At 57.4% G+C, this 19,120-nt stretch carries 18 protein-coding genes; 17 read left to right on the top strand and 1 reads right to left on the bottom strand.

From position 1 onward, the window contains the following. Positions 1 to 210 precede the first annotated feature (210 nt). The 16 genes from rpsB (at position 211) to GTU67_RS05770 (ending at position 15,631) form a co-directional block, all read left to right on the top strand. Positions 211 to 963, top strand: a complete 753-nt coding sequence (gene rpsB, locus GTU67_RS05695) for a 30S ribosomal protein S2 (RefSeq protein WP_185779144.1) — start codon at positions 211 to 213, stop codon at positions 961 to 963. Between the two features lie 89 nt (positions 964 to 1,052). After that, positions 1,053 to 1,928: a translation elongation factor Ts gene (gene tsf / locus GTU67_RS05700; RefSeq protein WP_185779145.1), complete on the top strand. Its 876-nt coding sequence runs from the start codon at positions 1,053 to 1,055 to the stop codon at positions 1,926 to 1,928. Between the two features lie 131 nt (positions 1,929 to 2,059). Beyond that, positions 2,060 to 2,776: a UMP kinase gene (gene pyrH, locus GTU67_RS05705; protein WP_093970179.1), complete on the top strand. Its 717-nt coding sequence runs from the start codon at positions 2,060 to 2,062 to the stop codon at positions 2,774 to 2,776. A gap of 13 nt (positions 2,777 to 2,789) precedes the next feature. Beyond that, positions 2,790 to 3,350, top strand: a complete 561-nt coding sequence (gene frr, locus GTU67_RS05710) for a ribosome recycling factor (protein WP_185779146.1) — start codon at positions 2,790 to 2,792, stop codon at positions 3,348 to 3,350. Positions 3,351 to 3,387: 37 nt separating this feature from the next. After that, positions 3,388 to 4,152 (top strand): polyprenyl diphosphate synthase, encoded by a 765-nt coding sequence (gene uppS, locus GTU67_RS05715; protein WP_185779147.1) that lies wholly within the window; start codon positions 3,388 to 3,390, stop codon positions 4,150 to 4,152. A gap of 13 nt (positions 4,153 to 4,165) precedes the next feature. Continuing rightward, positions 4,166 to 5,011 (top strand): phosphatidate cytidylyltransferase, encoded by an 846-nt coding sequence (locus GTU67_RS05720; RefSeq protein ID WP_185779148.1) that lies wholly within the window; start codon positions 4,166 to 4,168, stop codon positions 5,009 to 5,011. Between the two features lie 4 nt (positions 5,012 to 5,015). Continuing rightward, positions 5,016 to 6,221, top strand: a complete 1,206-nt coding sequence (gene ispC, locus GTU67_RS05725; protein WP_185779149.1) for a 1-deoxy-D-xylulose-5-phosphate reductoisomerase — start codon at positions 5,016 to 5,018, stop codon at positions 6,219 to 6,221. 79 nt (positions 6,222 to 6,300) lie between these two features. Continuing rightward, entirely contained in the window at positions 6,301 to 7,635 is a 1,335-nt protein-coding gene (rseP, locus tag GTU67_RS05730) for an RIP metalloprotease RseP (protein WP_185779150.1), read from the top strand. A gap of 52 nt (positions 7,636 to 7,687) precedes the next feature. Then, positions 7,688 to 10,024: an outer membrane protein assembly factor BamA gene (bamA, locus tag GTU67_RS05735; RefSeq protein WP_185779151.1), complete on the top strand. Its 2,337-nt coding sequence runs from the start codon at positions 7,688 to 7,690 to the stop codon at positions 10,022 to 10,024. Positions 10,025 to 10,107: 83 nt separating this feature from the next. Further along, positions 10,108 to 10,668 carry an OmpH/Skp family outer membrane protein gene (locus tag GTU67_RS05740; protein ID WP_185779152.1) on the top strand — a complete coding sequence of 187 codons (561 nt, stop codon included), beginning with the start codon at positions 10,108 to 10,110 and terminating at the stop codon, positions 10,666 to 10,668. Between the two features lie 6 nt (positions 10,669 to 10,674). Further along, positions 10,675 to 11,769 (top strand): UDP-3-O-(3-hydroxymyristoyl)glucosamine N-acyltransferase, encoded by a 1,095-nt coding sequence (gene lpxD, locus GTU67_RS05745; protein WP_185779153.1) that lies wholly within the window; start codon positions 10,675 to 10,677, stop codon positions 11,767 to 11,769. 48 nt (positions 11,770 to 11,817) lie between these two features. Then, positions 11,818 to 12,270, top strand: a complete 453-nt coding sequence (fabZ, locus tag GTU67_RS05750) for a 3-hydroxyacyl-ACP dehydratase FabZ (protein ID WP_093970170.1) — start codon at positions 11,818 to 11,820, stop codon at positions 12,268 to 12,270. Beyond that, entirely contained in the window at positions 12,270 to 13,064 is a 795-nt protein-coding gene (gene lpxA / locus GTU67_RS05755) for an acyl-ACP--UDP-N-acetylglucosamine O-acyltransferase (protein WP_185779154.1), read from the top strand. The genes fabZ and lpxA overlap by 1 nt, the downstream gene beginning before the upstream one ends. Further along, positions 13,061 to 14,251 (top strand): lipid-A-disaccharide synthase, encoded by a 1,191-nt coding sequence (lpxB, locus tag GTU67_RS05760; protein ID WP_185779155.1) that lies wholly within the window; start codon positions 13,061 to 13,063, stop codon positions 14,249 to 14,251. The genes lpxA and lpxB overlap by 4 nt, the downstream gene beginning before the upstream one ends. Continuing rightward, positions 14,241 to 14,852: a ribonuclease HII gene (rnhB, locus tag GTU67_RS05765; RefSeq protein ID WP_185779156.1), complete on the top strand. Its 612-nt coding sequence runs from the start codon at positions 14,241 to 14,243 to the stop codon at positions 14,850 to 14,852. The genes lpxB and rnhB overlap by 11 nt, the downstream gene beginning before the upstream one ends. Positions 14,853 to 14,854: 2 nt before the next feature. After that, complete coding sequence (locus tag GTU67_RS05770; protein WP_185779157.1) at positions 14,855 to 15,631, top strand: TrmH family RNA methyltransferase; 777 nt, start codon at positions 14,855 to 14,857, stop codon at positions 15,629 to 15,631. A gap of 30 nt (positions 15,632 to 15,661) precedes the next feature. Here the strand turns inward: GTU67_RS05770 and ppsR are convergent, their stop codons facing one another. Further along, the gene (gene ppsR, locus GTU67_RS05775; protein WP_185779158.1) at positions 15,662 to 16,495 is read right to left on the bottom strand and encodes a posphoenolpyruvate synthetase regulatory kinase/phosphorylase PpsR; all 834 of its coding nucleotides are present in this window, start codon (positions 16,493 to 16,495) and stop codon (positions 15,662 to 15,664) included. A 159-nt stretch (positions 16,496 to 16,654) separates the two neighbouring features. On the opposite strand from ppsR, the gene ppsA reads away from it, so the two are divergent. Then, positions 16,655 to 19,018: a phosphoenolpyruvate synthase gene (gene ppsA / locus GTU67_RS05780; protein WP_185779159.1), complete on the top strand. Its 2,364-nt coding sequence runs from the start codon at positions 16,655 to 16,657 to the stop codon at positions 19,016 to 19,018. Positions 19,019 to 19,120 lie beyond the last annotated feature (102 nt).

The following is a 19,120-nucleotide window of genomic DNA, read 5'->3' on the forward strand; positions in this document are numbered from 1 at the left end:
TGGCTGGGTTTGTAGTGGTTGGCAGCCAAGCTTTTAAAAGTCAGGAAAACACCTTTGTTTATTTTAAATCGCGTGCCCGGCCACCTTAGGGTGTTTGCACGGGGCCCAAACCGGCGTTTATCAACGCCTTGGTCTGGCTAGTTTAGTCCAGGCCAGCGGGCCGCTTGCAAATACAGGTTGGGTACAAGACCAAACCCTTGGAGAGTTTAAATGTCTTTGATGCGTGAAATGCTTGAAGCTGGTGTGCACTTTGGCCACCAAACCCGTTACTGGAACCCCAAGATGGCGCCGTTCATCTTTGGTCAGCGTAACAAAATCCACATCGTCAACCTCGAAAAAACTGTTGCCCAGTACGTAGAAGCCGCAAAGTTCATGCGTCAAACCGCAGCTCGTGGCGGTAACGTACTGTTCGTCGGTACCAAGCGCGCAGCCCGCGAACTGGTCGCCCAAGAAGCAGCCCGTTGCGGCATGCCTTACGTCGACAGCCGCTGGCTGGGTGGCATGATGACCAACTTCAAAACGGTCAAAAGCTCGGTCAAGCGTCTGAAAGACATGGAAGCCCAGAAAGCCGAAGGCGCAACCGAAAAAATGAGCAAGAAAGAAGCGCTCATGTTCGAACGCGAACTCGAAAAGCTGAACAAGGCCATTGGTGGTATCAAAGACATGAACACGCTGCCCGATGCGCTGTTTGTCATCGACGTCGGCTACCATAAAATTGCTGTTGCCGAAGCCCGCACGCTGGGTATCCCGGTGGTTGCGGTTGTCGACACCAACCACTCGCCCGAAGGTATTGACTACGTAATTCCGGGTAACGATGACTCTGCCAAAGCCATTGCGTTGTACGCCCGCGGCATGGCTGACGCCGTCCTCGAAGGCCGCGAGCAGCGCCTGAACGGCCTGGTTGAAGAAGTGGCTGAAGGCGAAGAAGAGTTCGTCGAGGTCGAGGAAGAGCGCGGCGAGTAATGCCCGTTGTGGCCGCTTGGTGCGGCCCCGCTGTTACTGACTCGTGCCCCGGTTAACCCGGGGCGTCTTTTACTGAATTGGAGAAAACTGTGGCTCAAATTACCGCATCGATGGTTAAAGAATTGCGCGAGAAAACCGACGCGCCCATGATGGAATGCAAAAAAGCACTGACCGAAGCCGAAGGCGATCTGGCCCGTGCCGAAGAAATTTTGCGTGTAAAACTGGGTAACAAGGCCAGCAAAGCCGCCAGCCGTATTACGGCCGAAGGCCTGATCGGCCTGTTCATTGCTGCCGATGGCAAGCAAGGCGCCGTTGTCGAAGTCAACTGCGAAACCGACTTCGTTGCCAAAAACGACGACTTCATCGCGTTCGTCAACGACCTGGCACAACTGATCACCGAGAAGAACCCGGCCGACGTCGCCGCTTTGTCCGATATGGCTTTCCGTGCTGGTACGGTCGAAACCGTTCGTGCCGAACTCGTCGGTAAAATTGGCGAAAACATGTCGGTTCGCCGCTTCCAGCGTTTTGAAACCAGCAACCAGTTGGCCAGCTATGTTCACGGCGGCCGCATTGGCGTTCTGGTCGACTTCGCCGGCGCCGAAGAAGTTGGTAAAGATCTGGCCATGCACATTGCAGCCACCAAGCCCAAAGCCCTCGATGCCAACGGCGTCGCTGCCGAAGATATCGCTGCAGAGCGTTCGGTTGCCGAGCAAAAAGCACAAGAATCGGGCAAGCCCGCCGATATCGTGACCAAAATGGTCGAAGGCGCCGTGGCCAAGTTCCTGAAAGAAGTCACGCTGCTGTCGCAGCCTTTCGTCAAGAACGACAAGCAGTCGGTCGAACAGATGCTGAAAGAAAAGAATGCCTCTATCGCCCGCTTTGCCCTGTATGTCGTGGGTGAAGGCATCGAGAAGAAGCAAGAAGACTTCGCTGCTGAAGTCGCTGCTGCTGCCGCCGGCAACTAAGCGTACTCAACTTCTGCGTTGCGCCTGTTTCGGCGTAACATGCAAGTAGTGTCATAATGCCCGGGCACAAACGTGCTTGGGCATTGTCACGCATCAGGCCACACTACGGGCTGTTTCTACAGGAAATTCTTATGACCACCAGATCGTACAAGCGTGTTCTTCTTAAACTGTCCGGCGAAGCGCTGATGGGTGAAGACGCTTACGGGATCAATCGCAGTACCATTTTGCGCATGACCGAAGATATTGCCGAGGTCGCCAAACTTGGTATTGAGCTGGCCATTGTCATTGGCGGCGGCAATATTTTTCGCGGGGTAGCCCCCGGCGCCCAGGGTATGGACCGCGCGACGGCCGATTACATGGGCATGATGGCCACTGTCATGAATGCGTTGGCCTTGCAAGATGCCTTAAAAAATCGGGGCCTCGACGCCCGTGTTCAGTCGGCACTTAATATCGACCAGGTGGTCGAACCCTACATTCGCCCCAAAGCCTTGCGTTACCTCGAAGAGGGCAAGGTTGTTATTTTTGCTGCAGGTACGGGTAACCCCTTCTTTACCACCGACACCGCCGCAGCATTGCGCGGTGCCGAAATCGGTGCCGAAGTTGTCCTGAAGGCCACGAAGGTCGATGGCATTTACAGCGCAGATCCCAACAAAGATCCCGACGCCACCCGATACAATCGCATCAGTTTCGACGAAGCCATTGTGCGTCGTCTCGAAGTGATGGACGCCACGGCTTTTGCGCTGTGCCGCGACCAGAAATTGCCCATCAAGGTGTTTTCGATCAACAAGCCCGGCGCGCTTGCCCGCGTTGTTCAAGGCGAAGACGAAGGCACCCTGGTACACGTCTGATAAAGGAACGGAAATGAGTCTTTCAGAAGTCAAACAATCTACACAAGAGCGCATGAACAAAAGTGTCGACGCGCTCAAGACCAACCTGTCCAAAATCCGTACCGGCCGTGCCCATGGCGGTATCCTCGATCACGTCCTGGTCGAATACTACGGTTCGCCCGTGCCGGTTGGGCAGGTCGCCAACGTTACCGTGGTCGATGCCCGTACACTTAGTGTGCAGCCCTATGAAAAGAACATGGTGGGCCCTGTTGAAAAGGCCATTCGCGATTCCGACCTGGGTCTTAACCCGGTGTCTATGGGCGACAATATCCGCGTTCCCATGCCGGCACTTACCGAAGAGCGCCGCCGTGATCTGACCAAGGTGGTTCGCTCCGAAGGCGAGGACGCCAAAGTGGCTATCCGTAATTTGCGTCGCGATGCCAACGATTCGGCCAAGAAAATGGTCAAAGACAAAGAAATCTCAGAAGACGACGAGCGCCGTCTGCAAGATGAGGTTCAAAAAATGACCGACAAGCACGTTGCCGAGATCGACAAGCTGGTTGCCCAAAAAGAAGCCGAAATCATGACGGTGTAGTCAACCGTCGTCTTATCACTCCGTATCTTCAGTGCCTATGTCAGTCAGCTCGACGCAGTCTATTCCCGACGCCACCGATACGCCACGCCATGTGGTGATCATTATGGACGGGAATGGCCGTTGGGCGACGCAGCGGTTTTTACCGCGCACAGCCGGCCACGTGCGGGGTGTGCAGGCAGTACGGCGTGCCATCGAAGGCTGTGGCCGGGCCGGCGTTAAATACCTGACCTTGTTTGCGTTCAGTTCCGAAAACTGGCGCAGGCCGCAAGAAGAGGTGTCTCTACTTATGCGCCTGTTCGTTCAGACCCTCGAAAAGGAAGTGGGCAAACTGGCCGAGCAGGGGGTTAGATTGCGGGTGGTGGGCGATTTGTCTGCCTTCGAGCCGCGTCTGCAAGATCTTATTAAGGCTGCCGAGGCTCGAACCGCCCACAACGACGTTCTGCACCTGACCATCGCGGCCAATTATGGCGGCCGATGGGATATTCTGCAGGCAACCCGGCAATTACTGAAAGATCACCCCGAACTGGCCCAGACGCCGGATGCCATCACCGAGTCGATGTTGGCCGAACGCCTGAGCATGGCTTGGGCACCCGAGCCTGATCTGTTCATTCGCACGGGCGGCGAACAACGTGTATCGAACTTCCTGATCTGGCAGTTGGCTTATACCGAAATGTATTTCACGCCAACCTACTGGCCCGACTTCGATGCCGACGCCCTGGGCCTGGCTTTTGACTGGTATCGTCAGCGCGAGCGGCGATTCGGGCGCACCAGCGAACAGTTGGCCAAAAAATCAAAATATTAAGGGGCTCTTGCTTATGCTGGCTCAGCGCGTTGTTACCGCCGTCGTGATGCTGGCCATACTGCTGGCTGCCGTGCTGGCGCCGCAATTCTGGCCGTTGGCCCTTGTTTTGGGGTTGGCTGCGGCCGCTGCGCTCTGGGAGTGGCTACGTCTTACCTTGCCACGCTGCGTCTCTGCCTGGGCCTGGCTGGCGGGCGCTGTTTTTATGGTGGCGACGTCGGCGGTGTTGTTTACCCCTATAGGTCAAGAACTGCTCATCAACGCGGCCAATGTTGCATTATGGCCGTTGTTGTGGGTAACGGTTCTGTTTTGGCTCGGCGTTGCCTTGCCTTCTGTGGTGCGCGGTGATCCACAGCGCCCGGCATCCAGTGTTTTCTACAGCATTGCGGCCGTTGTTGCTTTGCTGGCCACTTGGCTGTCAGTCATTATCTTGCTGCTGCATAAAGGCCCCTGGTACTTGGTGTCGTTGTTGGCGCTCATCTGGTTTGCCGATATCGCCGCCTATTTTTGTGGCAAGGCGTTTGGTCGTCACAAACTGGCGCCTCGCGTTAGCCCCGGCAAGACCTGGGAAGGCGCTTTCGGCGGGGTTGTCGCCGCTACAGCCTGGACGATGGCCAGCAGCATTTGGCCCGGAACATTCGGGGCCGACCTTCTGCAGCAATGGTCCTTTGCCGTCGCACTGGGCTTTGCCATTTTGCTGGGGGCTATTTCCATCGTGGGTGACCTGTTCGAGTCTTTACTCAAACGACGCGCCGGGTTTAAAGATTCCAGCGGCTTGTTGCCGGGGCATGGCGGCGTGTTCGACCGCATCGATGCTTTGTTGCCGGTTGCCCCGCTGGCGTTGTTGCTTGTAGGGGTTTAGTGGCATGCAGTCTGTTTGTATTCTTGGCGCTACGGGTTCCATCGGCGAAAGTACGCTCGATGTCATTGCCCGTCACCCCGATACCTTTTCTGTCTACGCCCTGACGGCGCATAGTCGCATCGAAAAACTGGCGGATCAGGCCGCACGCACCGGTGCCCGCGTGGTTGTGGTGCCCGACGATGCGGCGGCCCGGCAATTCGGCCAGGTGTGGGGCCGTAGTCCCGGCGCCATGCCAGAAGTACGCGTTGGGGCCCAGGCCCTGGTCGACACGGCCGCCGACGCTGCTGTCACTACGGTCATGGCCGCCATTGTCGGGGCGGCGGGCTTGCCGTCTGCATTGGCTGCTGCGCAGGCGGGCAAGCGCGTTCTGTTGGCCAACAAAGAGGCGCTGGTGGCGGCGGGCAATTTGTTTATGCAAGCGGTTCGCGACAACGGTGCCGAACTACTGCCCATCGACAGCGAACACAATGCTATTTTTCAGTGTTTGCCGCATGGTGACCGGGCCAGTGCCCCGACGGCACCGGCCCGCGGCGTGCGACGGCTGGTATTGACGGCATCGGGTGGGCCGTTTCGTAACACCCCGCTGGCCGATCTGGCCGCCGTGACGCCCGAGCAAGCCTGCGCCCACCCCAACTGGAGCATGGGCCGGAAAATTTCCGTCGATTCGGCCACCATGCTAAATAAAGGGTTGGAGGTCATAGAAGCCCATTGGCTGTTTGCCATGCCGGCCGATCGTATTCAGGTGTTGGTGCACCCGCAAAGCGTGGTGCATTCAATGGTCGAGTACGACGATGGTTCGGTACTGGCGCAACTGGGCCAGCCCGATATGCGTACGCCAATCGCCTATGGCTTGGGCTTTCCCAATCGTATTGCCAGTGGTGTCGGGTTGCTCGATTTGGCCGCGAAGGGGCGTCTCGATTTCGAAGCCCCAGATTTCGATCGCTTTCCGTGCTTGCGTTTGTCATTCGATGCTTTGCGCGCGGGGCAGGGGGCCTGTATAGCCTTAAATGCGGCCAACGAAGTGGCGGTTGCGCAGTTTCTTGATCGACGCATTTCGTTCATGGCCATTGCCCAGGTCATCGACGCCAGTCTGCAAAGTCTGGCGTCAAGTTTTGGTCAAGCACCGGCATCGCTAGAAGACGTGCTGGCGCTTGATCGCGCCGCGCGGGCCAGGGCCGAAGCTTTGTGCCGTCGAGCTGCGCTCTATTAAATAAACCAGCAAGATATCTACCGGGCGCTGCTTGCACCCGGTTAAAATGTCTCGTTGCGTCTACTATTTCTAGGCTTTTATGTTGTTTACCTTGCTGGCGTTTGCTGTCGCGCTAGGCCTTCTTATCACTTTTCACGAGCTTGGCCACTACTGGGTGGCCCGTTGGTGTGGGGTCAGGGTGCTACGATTTTCGGTAGGTTTCGGTCGTGTTCTGGTGCGCCGTACCGATCGCCATGGTACCGAATGGGCGTTGTCAGCGATTCCGCTTGGGGGTTACGTCAAAATGCAAGACGACCCGCCCGAGCAGGCTACGGCAGCGCAACGGGCCGAATCGTTTAACCAGAAGCCTGTCGGCCAGCGTTTTGCAATTGTCGCGGCCGGCCCTCTGGCCAATTTGCTGCTGGCTGCGGCGCTTTATGCCGGGTTAAGCATGGTAGGCACGCAAGAGCCTGCGGCCATACTGGCCGAGCCGGCATCCAATACGCCGGCGGCAGTGGCCGGCATAAGGGCGGGTGATCGTATATTGGCTGTCAACGATACGGCCGTGCAATCCTGGAGCGAAGCGCGTTGGTCGTTGCTTGACCTTGTTGCCTCCGGTGGGCGGGCTGACCTTCAGGTCAGCACCGCAGAGGGCGTGCAGCGAGTGCGCAGTCTGGCCTTGCCGGCGGCCAATATTACCCCCGAAACGGAAGATCCCTTGCAACAAGCCGGGTTGGCGTTGCATACGCCCACGCTTAAGGTCAGTCAGGTCATTGACGGCGGCGCAGGCCAAGCGGCAGGTTTGCAAGACGGCGACCTTATTGTGCGCGTGGGCGAACTCGACGAACCTGGCCCGCAAGCCTTTGTCGACAAGGTGCAGGCCAGCGCCAGCCAGCCACTGCCGGTCACGGTGCTGCGCGATGGTGTCGCACTTTCGCTTACTGTTACCCCACGCCCCGAAGCCGGCCCCGACGGGCAAACCGTGGGACGGGTAGGGGTCATGCTGGGGGCCGATTTTCCTATGGTGTCGGTCAGTTACGGGCCCCTCGAAAGCGTGTGGCGCGGCCTCGAGCGCACTGTAGATACGGCCTGGTTTTCGCTCAAAATGATGGGCCGCATGCTTACAGGCGATGTTTCGGTGCGTAATATCAGCGGGCCAGTCACCATTGCCGATTATGCGGGCCAATCGGCGCGCGTTGGTCTGGCCGCGTATATCGGCTTTCTGGCGCTGATCAGTGTTAGTATCGGCGTTTTGAATTTGCTGCCCATACCCATGTTGGACGGCGGCCATCTTATGTATTACCTGCTTGAAATTGTACGCGGCAAGCCTGTCCCCGACGCTTGGCTTGAACAAGGCCAGCGCGTTGGCCTGGGGTTACTGGCTGCGCTCATGAGTCTGGCGTTTTTTAATGACTTTGTGCGCCTTTTCAGTTAACACGTTGTGCCGTACAATCCACCACCACCAGATCGTCTAAGGATCCCCCAGGATGTCGTTTCGTCGTAAGTTCTCTTTAGCCCGCCGCGTTATGCCATTGGTGCTGACTGCGTTTCTGGCCCCGGGCCTGGCCAATGCCTTCACGCCATTTGTTGTCAAAGATATTCGTGTCGAAGGTGTTCAGCGCGTCGATGTTGGCACCATTTTCAGTTATTTGCCAGTCAAGGTCGGGCAAGAATTTACCGAACAGCAAGCTGCCGACGCCATTCAGCGCCTTTACGCGACCGGTTTCTTCAGCGACGTCACTATCGATACACAAAACGATGTCATCGTTGTGGCCGTCAAAGAGCGTCCCACCATTGCCTCGGTAACCTTCAACGGCATGCGCGCCTTCGACGCCGAGGGCCTTAACAAGGCGCTTGGTTCTGTGGGTTTTGGCCCTGGTCGCGTATTCGACCGCGCCTTGCTCGAGCAGGCTGAATTCCAGTTAAAGCAAGAGTATTTGTCTCAGGGCAAGTACGGTGTCGAGGTCACGCCCATTATTACGCCCTTGCCACGCAATCGCGTAGGCGTCACCTTCGATATTTTCGAAGGCGATGTTGCCACCATCAGCCAAATCAATTTTGTAGGTAATAAGGCGTTCTCGGCCGGCGACTTGCGTGACGAAATGAGCCTGACAACAGGCGGCATCATGACCTGGTACACGGGTACCAACAAGTATTCGCGCGAAAAGCTCGAGGGCGACCTTGAAGCGATCCGGTCTTTTTATCTCGATCGTGGCTACCTCGAATTCACGATGGAACCGCCTCAGGTCACCATTTCGCCCGATCGTCAAAGCATATTCATTACCATCACCCTGAACGAAGGCGAGCCTTACAAGGTGCGCAGCGTCAAGCTGGCAGGCGAACTGCTGGGGCTCGACGACCAGATTCGCCCGCTTATCCAGGTTAAAGAAAACGAAACGTTCTCTGCGGCGGTGTCCAACGCCAGTGTCAAATCCATTACCGATTACCTGGGTAGCCTGGGCTATGCATTTGCCAACGTCAATCCCAACCCTCAGCTCGACCGCGAGGCTAAAGAAGCCGACCTGACTTTTTACGTCGACCCCGGTCGTCGTGTGTACGTCCGCCGTATTCAAATCGGGGGCAACACCCGTACGCGCGACGTCGTTGTTCGCCGCGAGATGCGTCAGCAAGAGTCAGCCTGGTACGACTCCAGCAGCATCAAAGAGTCGCGCGATCGTATCGATCGTCTGGGTTACTTCAGTGAACTTAACGTCGATGCCGCTCCGGTACCCGGTTCGTCAGACCAGGTCGATATCAACGTCGACGTAAAAGAAAAGCCTACTGGCCTGATTAACCTGGGTGTGGGTTACGGTTCTACCGACAAGGTTATTTTGTCGGCGGGCATCAGCCAGGAGAACATCTTCGGCAGTGGCAACAGCTTGTCGCTGCAGGTCAATACCAGCAAAACCAACCGTACCCTGGTTGTGGCGCATACCGACCCATACTGGACCACTGAAGGTATCAGCAAGACGACGTCGCTGTACTACCGTCGTACAACGCCTTACGACACCGGCAGCGGTGATCGCGGCGACTACCGCGTTACCGCATATGGTGGCGGGCTGAATTTCGGCGTGCCTATTTCAGAGTACGACCGCGTGTTCGCGGGCGCGACCTTCGAACACAACAAGCTCGAGCTCTACGATCCCCCGCAGGCCTATACTGACTTCACCAACGAGTATGGCGACAGCACCAATGCGGTAATTTTTAACCTGGGTTGGGCGAAAGACACCCGCGACAGCGCTATCGCGCCGCGTAAGGGTAGTTACACGCGTCTGGGGACTGACTTCTCTACGGCCGACTTGCGCTACTACATGCTCAGCGGCCAGCAACAATATTACTTCCCGTTGGGGCGCAGCTTTACGCTGGCCCTTAACGCCAAGGTCGACTGGGCGCGCAGCTATGGCAGCAAAACCTTCCCGGTCATCAAAAATATGTACGCCGGTGGTCTGGGTTCGGTGCGTGGCTACGAAGGTGCGTCACTGGGTCCGCGCGACGTTCGTACCGGCGACTACCTGGGTGGCTCGCGCCGCATGATTGCCAACGCACAGTTGTACCTGCCGTTCCCCGGCGCTACGCGCGACCGTACCCTGCGCTGGTTCGTATTTGCCGACGCAGGCCAAATTGCCAATACAGGTGGCGGCGCATGTGCTACAGGTATCCGCAATCAGGTCGAAGATCCATGCGGCTGGCGTTACTCGGCGGGTTTGGGCTTGTCCTGGGAATCCCCCATGGGCCCGCTCGAAATTTCCTGGGGTAAAGCGCTTAACGCCAAGAGCGGCGACGACCTCCAGGCCTTCCAGTTCCAGATCGGCACAGGCTTTTAACCCGTCAGGCGCCGGGTTTTTAATTCGGCGCGTTTAATGGCACAATAGTTTTTTTATCTCTGCACTTGCAAGGTAGATTTTTCATGAAGTCTGAATTAGTTTTGAAAGTTTCTGCATTAACCCGTAGCCTGGCTCGCGGCCAACGCGCGCTGGCTATGGCGGCTGTTCTGGGCGCCGCAACGTTGGTTACGCTGCCCGCGCCTGCCCAGGCCCAGGGTACCAAAGTCGGCTTCGTGAGCACCGAGCGCATCTTGCGCGATTCCAAACCCGCCAAGGCGGCACAGGCCAAAATCGAAGCCGAATTTAAACGTCGCGACCAAGAACTGCAAAACCTGGCCAACAACCTGCGCAACAAGGCGCAGCAGTTCGACAAAGACGCGCCTGTATTGTCCGAGTCCGACCGCATCAAGCGCCAACGCGAATTGGCCGACATCGATGCCGACCTGCAGCGTAAGCGCCGTGAGTTCCAGGAAGACTTCAACCGTCGTCGTAACGAAGAGTTCTCGTCTATTGTCGAAAAGGCCGACGCCGCGATCAAGCAAATTGCCGACAGCCAAGGCTACGATCTGATCATTCAAGATGCCGTGACTGTCAGTCCGCGTGTCGACATCACCGATCAGGTGCTTCAGGCCCTGGGCGGTTAATGTGGTATGCCGGTGTTGTTAGCGCCTGAACAGGCGCCTTTCCTGTCCGACCTGTTGCGCAGTGCCAATCAGGTCGGCCTAGACTACCAGTTAATCAACGAGCCTACATCCCGTATCCGGGGTATAGGCTCGTTGCTTTCTGCTGGTCCCGACGAAGTCAGCTTCCTGTCGAACCCGCGCCTTAAAGAGCAGGTGCTACAGTGTCGGGCTGCTGCGGTTATCCTCACGCGCGAGGTTTACGAGGCCTTGGCGCCAGGCGCCGGTTTTAAAGCCGTCATTTGCAGCCAGCCTTATTTAATGTATGCCTTGCTGGCGCAATGGTTCGACCTGCATCGTTTGGCGCAGCTTCCGGCCGGTATTCATCCGTCTGCTGTGGTTGATCCTACCGCCCGCATAGGGCCGGGGGTCAGCATTGGTCCGCATTGCGTTATCGAGGCCGAAGCCACGATCGGTGCGGGTGCTCGGTTGGGCCCCGCCTGTATCGTGGGGCAGGGTTCGTCTGTGGGTAACGACAGCCTTCTGCATGCCCGGGTGACGCTCTATCACGGCGTTAACGTTGGCCATCGCGCCATTTTGCACAGTGGTGTGGTGCTTGGGGCCGACGGGTTCGGGTTTGCGCCTGACCCGTTCAAGGGGCAGGGCGCTTGGGCCAAAATTGCCCAGCTGGGCGGCGTGCGTATTGGCGACGATGTCGAAATTGGCGCCAATACCACTGTCGATCGCGGTGCGCTCGACGATACCGTTGTCGGTAATGGCGTCAAACTCGACAATCAAATCATGCTGGCTCATAACGTAAAGGTCGGTGATCACACCGCCATGGCTGCATGCGTGGGCGTTGCCGGCTCTACGGTCATTGGGCAGCGTTGCACCATCGGCGGGGCGTCGATGTTGTCTGGGCATATCGTGTTGGGTGATGACGTCCATGTTTCTGGTGGCACGGCCATTACGTCTAATGTGCTTGAGCCTGGCCGGTATACGGGCGTCTATCCGTTTGCCGAGCATACCCATTGGCAAAAAAATGCGGCCGTCGTATCGCAACTCGCGCACCTGCGTCGTCGTGTGCGGGCTTGCGAGAAAAACGCGCCTCAAAACGAACAATAAAATCATTACAAAATATCGCGCCGTTGGCGTGCTTATGTAGGACTGGATATGGAACTGGATATCAAACAAATCATGGCGCGTTTGCCGCATCGTTACCCGATGCTGCTCGTCGATCGCGTGCTTGAAATGGTGCCGGGCAAAAGCATCGTCGCCCTTAAAAACGTGACCATGAACGAGCCCTTCTTCACGGGCCACTTCCCGCACCATCCGGTCATGCCGGGCGTTCTCATCATCGAGGCCATGGCTCAGGCGTCGGCCTTGTTTTCGTTCGAAGGCGATTCCAACGTTAACCCTGCAGACCAGAAAATTGCTTATTACTTGGTGGGTGTTGACGGTGCACGGTTCCGCCGCCCGGTAGTACCCGGCGATCAGTTGCGTATCGAAGTAACGGCCGATCGCATCAGCCGCACAATGTGCAAGTACACTGGTCGTGCTACTGTCGACGGTCAAGAAGTGGCCGAAGCTAAGCTTATGTGCGCGATTCGGGTGCTGGAAGACTGATGTCGGGATTAATTCACCCTACGGCCATCATTTCACCAGGCGCGCAGCTGGGTGCCAATGTTTCGGTCGGCCCTTATAGCCTGATTGGCCCTAACGTGGTCATTGGGACCGGCACCGTCGTTGGGCCGCACTGTGTTATCGACGGCCACACAACCATTGGCGAAAACAACGAGTTCTACCGTTTTTGTTCTATTGGCGGCATGCCGCAAGACAAAAAATACAAGGGCGAACCCACCCGCCTGGAAATTGGTAACGGCAACATGGTGCGCGAATATGTCACCATCAATACCGGCACGGTACAAGACGTAGGTGTTACCCGCGTGGGCGACGACAACTGGATTATGGCCTATGTGCACATTGCCCATGATTGCCAGGTGGGCAGTCACACCATTATTGCCAACAACGTTCAACTGGCCGGTCATATTCACATTCAAGACTGGGCAATTATCGGCGGCTCTACAGCCGCCCATCAATTCGTTCGTATTGGCGCGCACAGCATGGTGGGGGGCAATAGCGCCATCCGTCAAGACATCCCACCCTATGTCATTGGTGCAGGCGACCCCTTTCGCCCGGTCGGCATCAACACCGAAGGCCTGAGCCGTCGCGGCTACAGTCCCGAAGACGTGTCTGCCCTGAAAGAAGCGTACAAGTTGCTGTTTCGCCGGCAACTTAAAGTTGAAGAGGCCGTGGCCCAAATGCGCGCCCTTCAGCAAGATCGTCCCCAAGCGGCCCAAGCCCTGCAACCGCTCATCGACTTCCTCTGCGTCGAAGGCCGCGGCGTCGTCCGGCCATGACCCTGCACATCGGGATGGTCGCAGGCGAGCCCTCCGGCGACCTGCTGGCCGCAAGGGTCATGGCGGGTCTGCAATCGGGGGCCGTCGCCGCCGGCGAGGTTCTTTTCGACGGTATCGGCGGGCCGGCCATGCGTACCCAGGGGCTGGACTGCCGACACGATATGGCGGCCCTGACGGTTTTTGGCTATGTCGACGCACTAAAGCGCCTGCCTGGCCTGCTGCGCACCTATCACGACGTCAAATCGCATTGGCTTGAACAGCGGCCCGATGTTTTTGTGGGTATTGACGCGCCCGACTTCAATCTGCGGCTTGAGCATCAGCTTAAGCATGCTGGTGTCCCCACTGTTCATTTTGTGGGCCCGTCGATATGGGCCTGGCGATATAGCCGTATTCACAAAATACGCGAATCGGTCTCGCATATGCTGGTACTGTTCCCGTTCGAAACGGCCATCTACGAAAAAGAAGATATCCCTGTCACGTTTGTCGGCCACCCGTTGGCCGACCTGATACCTATTGCCCCCGATCGGGCCCAAATGCGTCGGCAACTGGGTCTGGATGCAGGCGCGCGCGTGCTGGCCGTGTTGCCGGGCAGCCGTGCTTCTGAAATACGTTTGCTGGCCCCCCGGTTTTTGCAGGCGGTGCGTATTTTGCAAGCACAAGACCCGGCATTGCAGTTGCTGGTGCCTATGGTCAATGCACAGCGGCGCGCCGAGTTCGAGGCCATTCTGGCAACACACCCGGTGGCCAATTTAAAAGTCATCGATTGCGGCACCACGCCCGGCCGACCGGCGGCCTGGGACGCCATGGAGGCCGCCGATGCGGTATTGGTTGCCAGCGGTACCGCTACACTCGAAACCGCGTTGTTCAAGCGGCCCATGGTTATTTCGTATGTGCTGTCGCCCATGATGCGTCGGTTAATGGCCTGGAAGTCGGGTCAGGAAAAGCCCTACGTGCCCTGGGTAGGTTTGCCCAATGTGTTGCTGAATGATTTCGCCGTGCCCGAGTTGCTGCAAGACGATGCCACCCCCGAAAAACTCGCCGACGCCACCTGGACAGCCTTGACCGACAAGGCAAGGGCCGAAACACTGGCTGAGCGGTTTTTGGCCATGCATCACACCCTTCGCTGTGATACCCCCACCTTGGCCGCCCGGGCTATTTATAACGTTGCTACGCGTCATGCAGGCTGATCTGTTCGACACGGTAATGCCGGCCGGGCTGATTGCCGGTGTGGATGAAGCGGGACGCGGCCCTTTGGCTGGCCCGGTGTATGCAGCGGCGGTCATCTTGCCTGAAACCGGCATACCCGACGGCTTGAATGACTCTAAAAAGCTGACGGCCAGACAGCGCGATGCTATGGCGGAAGAGATCCGCCGCACGGCAGTGGCTTGGTGCATCGCACAGGCCAGCGTGGAAGAAATTGATACCTTGAATATTTTGCAGGCCACTTTTCTGGCCATGCGCAGGGCCTGTGAAGGCCTGACGGTAAGACCCGGCCAGATACTGATCGACGGCAACCGTGTACCTGCCGGGCTGATGGCGCCTGCGCAGGCCATTGTAAAAGGCGACAGCAAGGTTAAAGCCATTTCGGCGGCATCAATTTTGGCCAAGACAGCCCGCGATGCCGATTGCGAGCGCTTGCACGATTTGTATCCCGATTACGGGTTTGACCAGCATAAAGGGTACGGTACTGCCCTGCATCTTGCCAGGCTGCAGCAGCACGGGCCATGCCTGGCGCATCGCCGCAGCTTTGCGCCGGTGCGCGACAGGATGCTGACCAAAGGCGCGTAGCCATGAAGCACCTCCAATCACGCGACAACCCTCAGTACAAGCAGCTCTTGCGCGTCGCGGCAGGCAAGGAGCGCGATCAAATACTGCTCGAGGGTGTGCATTTATGCGAAGAGTGGTTGCGTCATCAGGGGCCCCCGTTAAGGGCTGTCTTTGACGTCGAACGGCTGGCGCAAAGTGTCCCGCTGCAGCGCCTGGCGCAGCATATCGAACCCGCTATGGGTCTGACGCTCGACGCAATACTGTATGCCCGTTTGTCACAGGTCGCAGGGCAAGGGCAGGGCGTATGTTTTGTGGTCAATCGCCTGTCACCAAACTTGCCGCCGTTTATTGACGGCAATGTCCTCTGGCTCGACCGTGTGCAAGACCCGGGTAACCTGGGCACCTTGCTGCGAACGGCAGCGGCGGTAGGTGTCCGGCAGGTATTCGTTTCCGAAGGGTCAGTTTCGGCCTGGTCGCCAAAAGTATTGCGAAGCGCCCAGGGCGCCCATTTTGCCTTGCAGGTGTTCGAGCAGGTCGACCTGCTTGCGCTTTGCCAGCGCTTGCGCGTGCCGCTGGTGGCCACGGCGCTGGAGCACGGTCAAATGTTGTACGGTGTAAATTTACCCAAGGCCTGCGCCTGGTTGGCCGGCAATGAAGGGCAGGGGGTCGACCCGGCCCTGTTGGCGCGTGCCGACCTGCGTGTATTTATTCCGCAAAGCGATGCTGTCGAGTCGTTGAATGTGGGTGTCGCGACAGCAGTGTGCCTGTACGAACAACTTCGGCAACACCACGCATATTGAGGCGCCTGGCCCCTGCCGCTACCCGCAATGTTAGTAGATATGGGCTTCCAGCCCAACTTCTTGCAGTACTTTGGTTGATATCTCTTCAATGGATCGCGTTGTGGTTGACACAAACGGGATGCTTTCGATGCGCATTAAACGTTCGGCTTCGGCAACCTCGTAGCGACATTGCTCCAGCGTTGAGTACTTGGAGTTTGGACGGCGCTCGTTGCGAACTTCAGACAGCCGTTCGGGCAAAATCGACAGGCCGAACAGTTTTTTACGGAAGGGCGCCAGGGTGGCGGGCAGCGTGCCTCGTTCGAAATCTTCGGGGATAAGCGGGAAGTTGGCCACCTTGATGGCGTACTGCATGGCCAGATACAGGCTGGTGGGCGTTTTGCCACAGCGCGATACTCCCACCAGAATGACGTCGGCTTTATCGAGCCCGTGCACATACTGGCCGTCGTCGTGCGAGAGGCTGAAGTTGATGGCTTCGATGCGATTACGATATTTTTGCGACGTACCGCTGCCGTGCGAGCGCCCGATAGAATGGCTGGACTTCATGCCTAAGGCTTCTTCGAGCGGTTTGACGAAGGTGCCAAAAAGGTCAAGAAAAATACCGTTGGCGTCTTTAAGCAACGCCGCCATATCGGGGTTGACCAGCGTGCTGAAAACCAGCGGCGGTTTGCCCGTATCTTGCGCACAACGATTGATCTTGGCCACGGCTTCTTCGACTTTTTCGCGGCTGTCTATAAAAGGAAGCCGCGTCGAGCGAAACTGGGCCTCTTCAAACTGCGACAGCACAGAGTGGCTGAAGGTTTCGGCCGTAATGCCGGTGCCGTCAGAGACGATGAAGACGGTGCGTTCGACGTTGGTAGAAGTCATTACAAAGGCTAGCCCATTAAAGTTGGGAAAAGGTACAATTGCGTGTTGCCTTGGGCTTGAAGAAGGCAAGGCTGGTTTGCTTAGTGCGTAGATTTTAAGTCAATTCACGCTATGCCATAAGCAAACAAGCTTTCTTCTATAGTGTTTAAAGGTGACTTTATGTCTTATGTAGTACCTTTCGAGCAGCTCCGCATGACGGACGTTGACTCGGTCGGGGGCAAAAATGCGTCCCTGGGCGAAATGATCAGCCAACTGGCTGGCGCGGGCGTGCGCGTGCCCGGCGGCTTTGCCACCACATCCGACGCTTTCCGCGGCTTCTTAAAGCAAACCGGCCTCGACGACCGCATTGCCCAGCGTTTGTCCACACTCGATGCCGACGACGTTCGCGAACTGGCCAATGCCGGCGCACAAATCCGTCAATGGATCATCGAAACGCCATTCCCGGCCGAGCTCGAACAAGCCATTCGCGAATCTTTCGCCAAGCTCGACGCCGATGGCAAAGGTTCGTTTGCCGTACGTTCTTCGGCCACTGCCGAAGACTTGCCCGACGCTTCGTTCGCCGGCCAGCAAGAAACCTTCCTTAACGTCGTCGGTATCGACGACGTGCTCGACAAGGTCCGTCACGTTTTTGCGTCGTTGTACAACGACCGTGCCATTTCGTATCGTGTGCACAAGGGCTACGCCCACGCCGAAGTCGCCTTGTCGGCGGGTATCCAGCGCATGGTCCGCTCCGACTTGGGTAGCGCCGGTGTCATGTTCACGCTCGATACCGAATCCGGTTTCGACGATGTCGTGTTCATCACTTCGTCTTACGGCCTGGGCGAAACAGTCGTGCAGGGCGCCGTCAACCCCGACGAGTTCTACGTCTTCAAACCGACACTGGCTGCGGGTCATTACCCCATCATCAGCCGTCGTATTGGTTCCAAGCTCCTTAAAATGGAGTTCGACATCGAGCGCACATCGGGTGCCGCTGTTCGCACGGTCGATGTCCCTGTGTCCGAGCGCAACCGTTACTCGCTGACCGACGATGAAGTCATTGAACTGGCCCGTTACGCCGTCATCATCGAAAAACACTACGGTCGCCCCATGGATATCGAATGGGGTCGCGATGGCATTGACGGCAAAATCTATATCCTTCAGGCGCGTCCCGAAACCGTCAAGTCGCAGCAGGCGGCACACGATGTTCAAGAGCGCTACCGCCTGAAAGCCACCGGCGAGGTACTGGTCACCGGCCGCGCTATCGGGCAAAAAATCGGCTCGGGTAAAGTCCGTGTTGTGGCCGATATCTCCGAAATGGACCAGGTCCGTGCTGGCGACATTCTGGTCACCGACATGACCGACCCCAACTGGGAACCGGTCATGAAACTGGCCTCGGCAATTGTGACCAACCGCGGTGGTCGTACCTGCCACGCCGCCATTATTGCCCGCGAACTGGGTATTCCGGCGGTTGTGGGCTGTGCCAATGCCACCGATGTGCTGGCCAACGGCAAAGAAGTCACGGTATCGTGCGCCGAAGGCGACGAAGGCCGCATCTACGACGGTCTGATCGAAACCGAGATCGAACAGGTTCAGTGGGGCGAAATGCCCGAAATCGGCGTAAAAATCATGATGAACGTGGGTAACCCCCAGCTGGCGTTCGATTTCTCGCAAATTCCCAATGCCGGTGTGGGTCTGGCCCGTCTCGAGTTCATCATTAACAACAACATCAACGTGCACCCCAAAGCTGTGCTCGACTACCCCAACGTCGACAGCGAGCTTAAAAAAGCCGTCGAATCGGCGGCGCGTGGTTATGCCAGCCCGCGTGCCTTCTTCGTCGAAAAACTCGCCGAAGGTGTTGCCACTATTGGTGCTGCTTTTTATCCCAAGCCGGTCATCGTTCGTATGTCCGACTTCAAGTCAAACGAGTATCGCAAGCTGGTTGGCGGTTCGCGCTACGAGCCCGAAGAAGAAAACCCCATGCTGGGCTTCCGTGGTGCGTCGCGTTACCTTGCCGAAGACTTCGAAGAGTGCTTCCGCATGGAATGCGAAGCGCTTAAGAAGGTACGCGACGAAATGGGGCTGACCAACGTCGAAATCATGGTGCCGTTTGTACGTACGGTTAACCAGGCCCGTAAAGTCATCGACTTGTTGGCTAGCCATGGCCTCGAGCGCGGTAAAAACGGTCTGCGCGTCATCATGATGTGCGAAGTACCGTCCAACGCCATTTTGGCCGATCAGTTCCTCGAGCACTTCGACGGCTTCTCCATCGGCTCCAACGACATGACCCAGCTAACGCTGGGGCTTGACCGCGATTCGGGCATGGAGCTACTGGCAGCCGACTTCGACGAGCGCGACGACGCCGTCAAGTTCATGCTCAGCCGTGCCATCCAGTCTTGCCTGAAGGCGGGCAAGTATGTGGGTATCTGCGGCCAGGGGCCCAGCGACCATCCCGACTTGGCCGACTGGCTGCGCGATCAGGGCATTTTGTCGATGTCGCTTAACCCCGATACCGTTGTCGATACCTGGCAGCGTCTGGCCAAGTAAGGCTTGGCGGTGCATGTAAAACGCCGGGGTATCCCCGGCGTCTTACACTCTTGATAACCCCCCCCTGTTTTTGCAGCGGGGTTTATTTTTTGTCTGTTAAGT

This window comes from Pusillimonas minor, from assembly GCF_014237865.1.
Lineage (GTDB): Bacteria > Pseudomonadota > Gammaproteobacteria > Burkholderiales > Burkholderiaceae_B > Neopusillimonas > Neopusillimonas minor.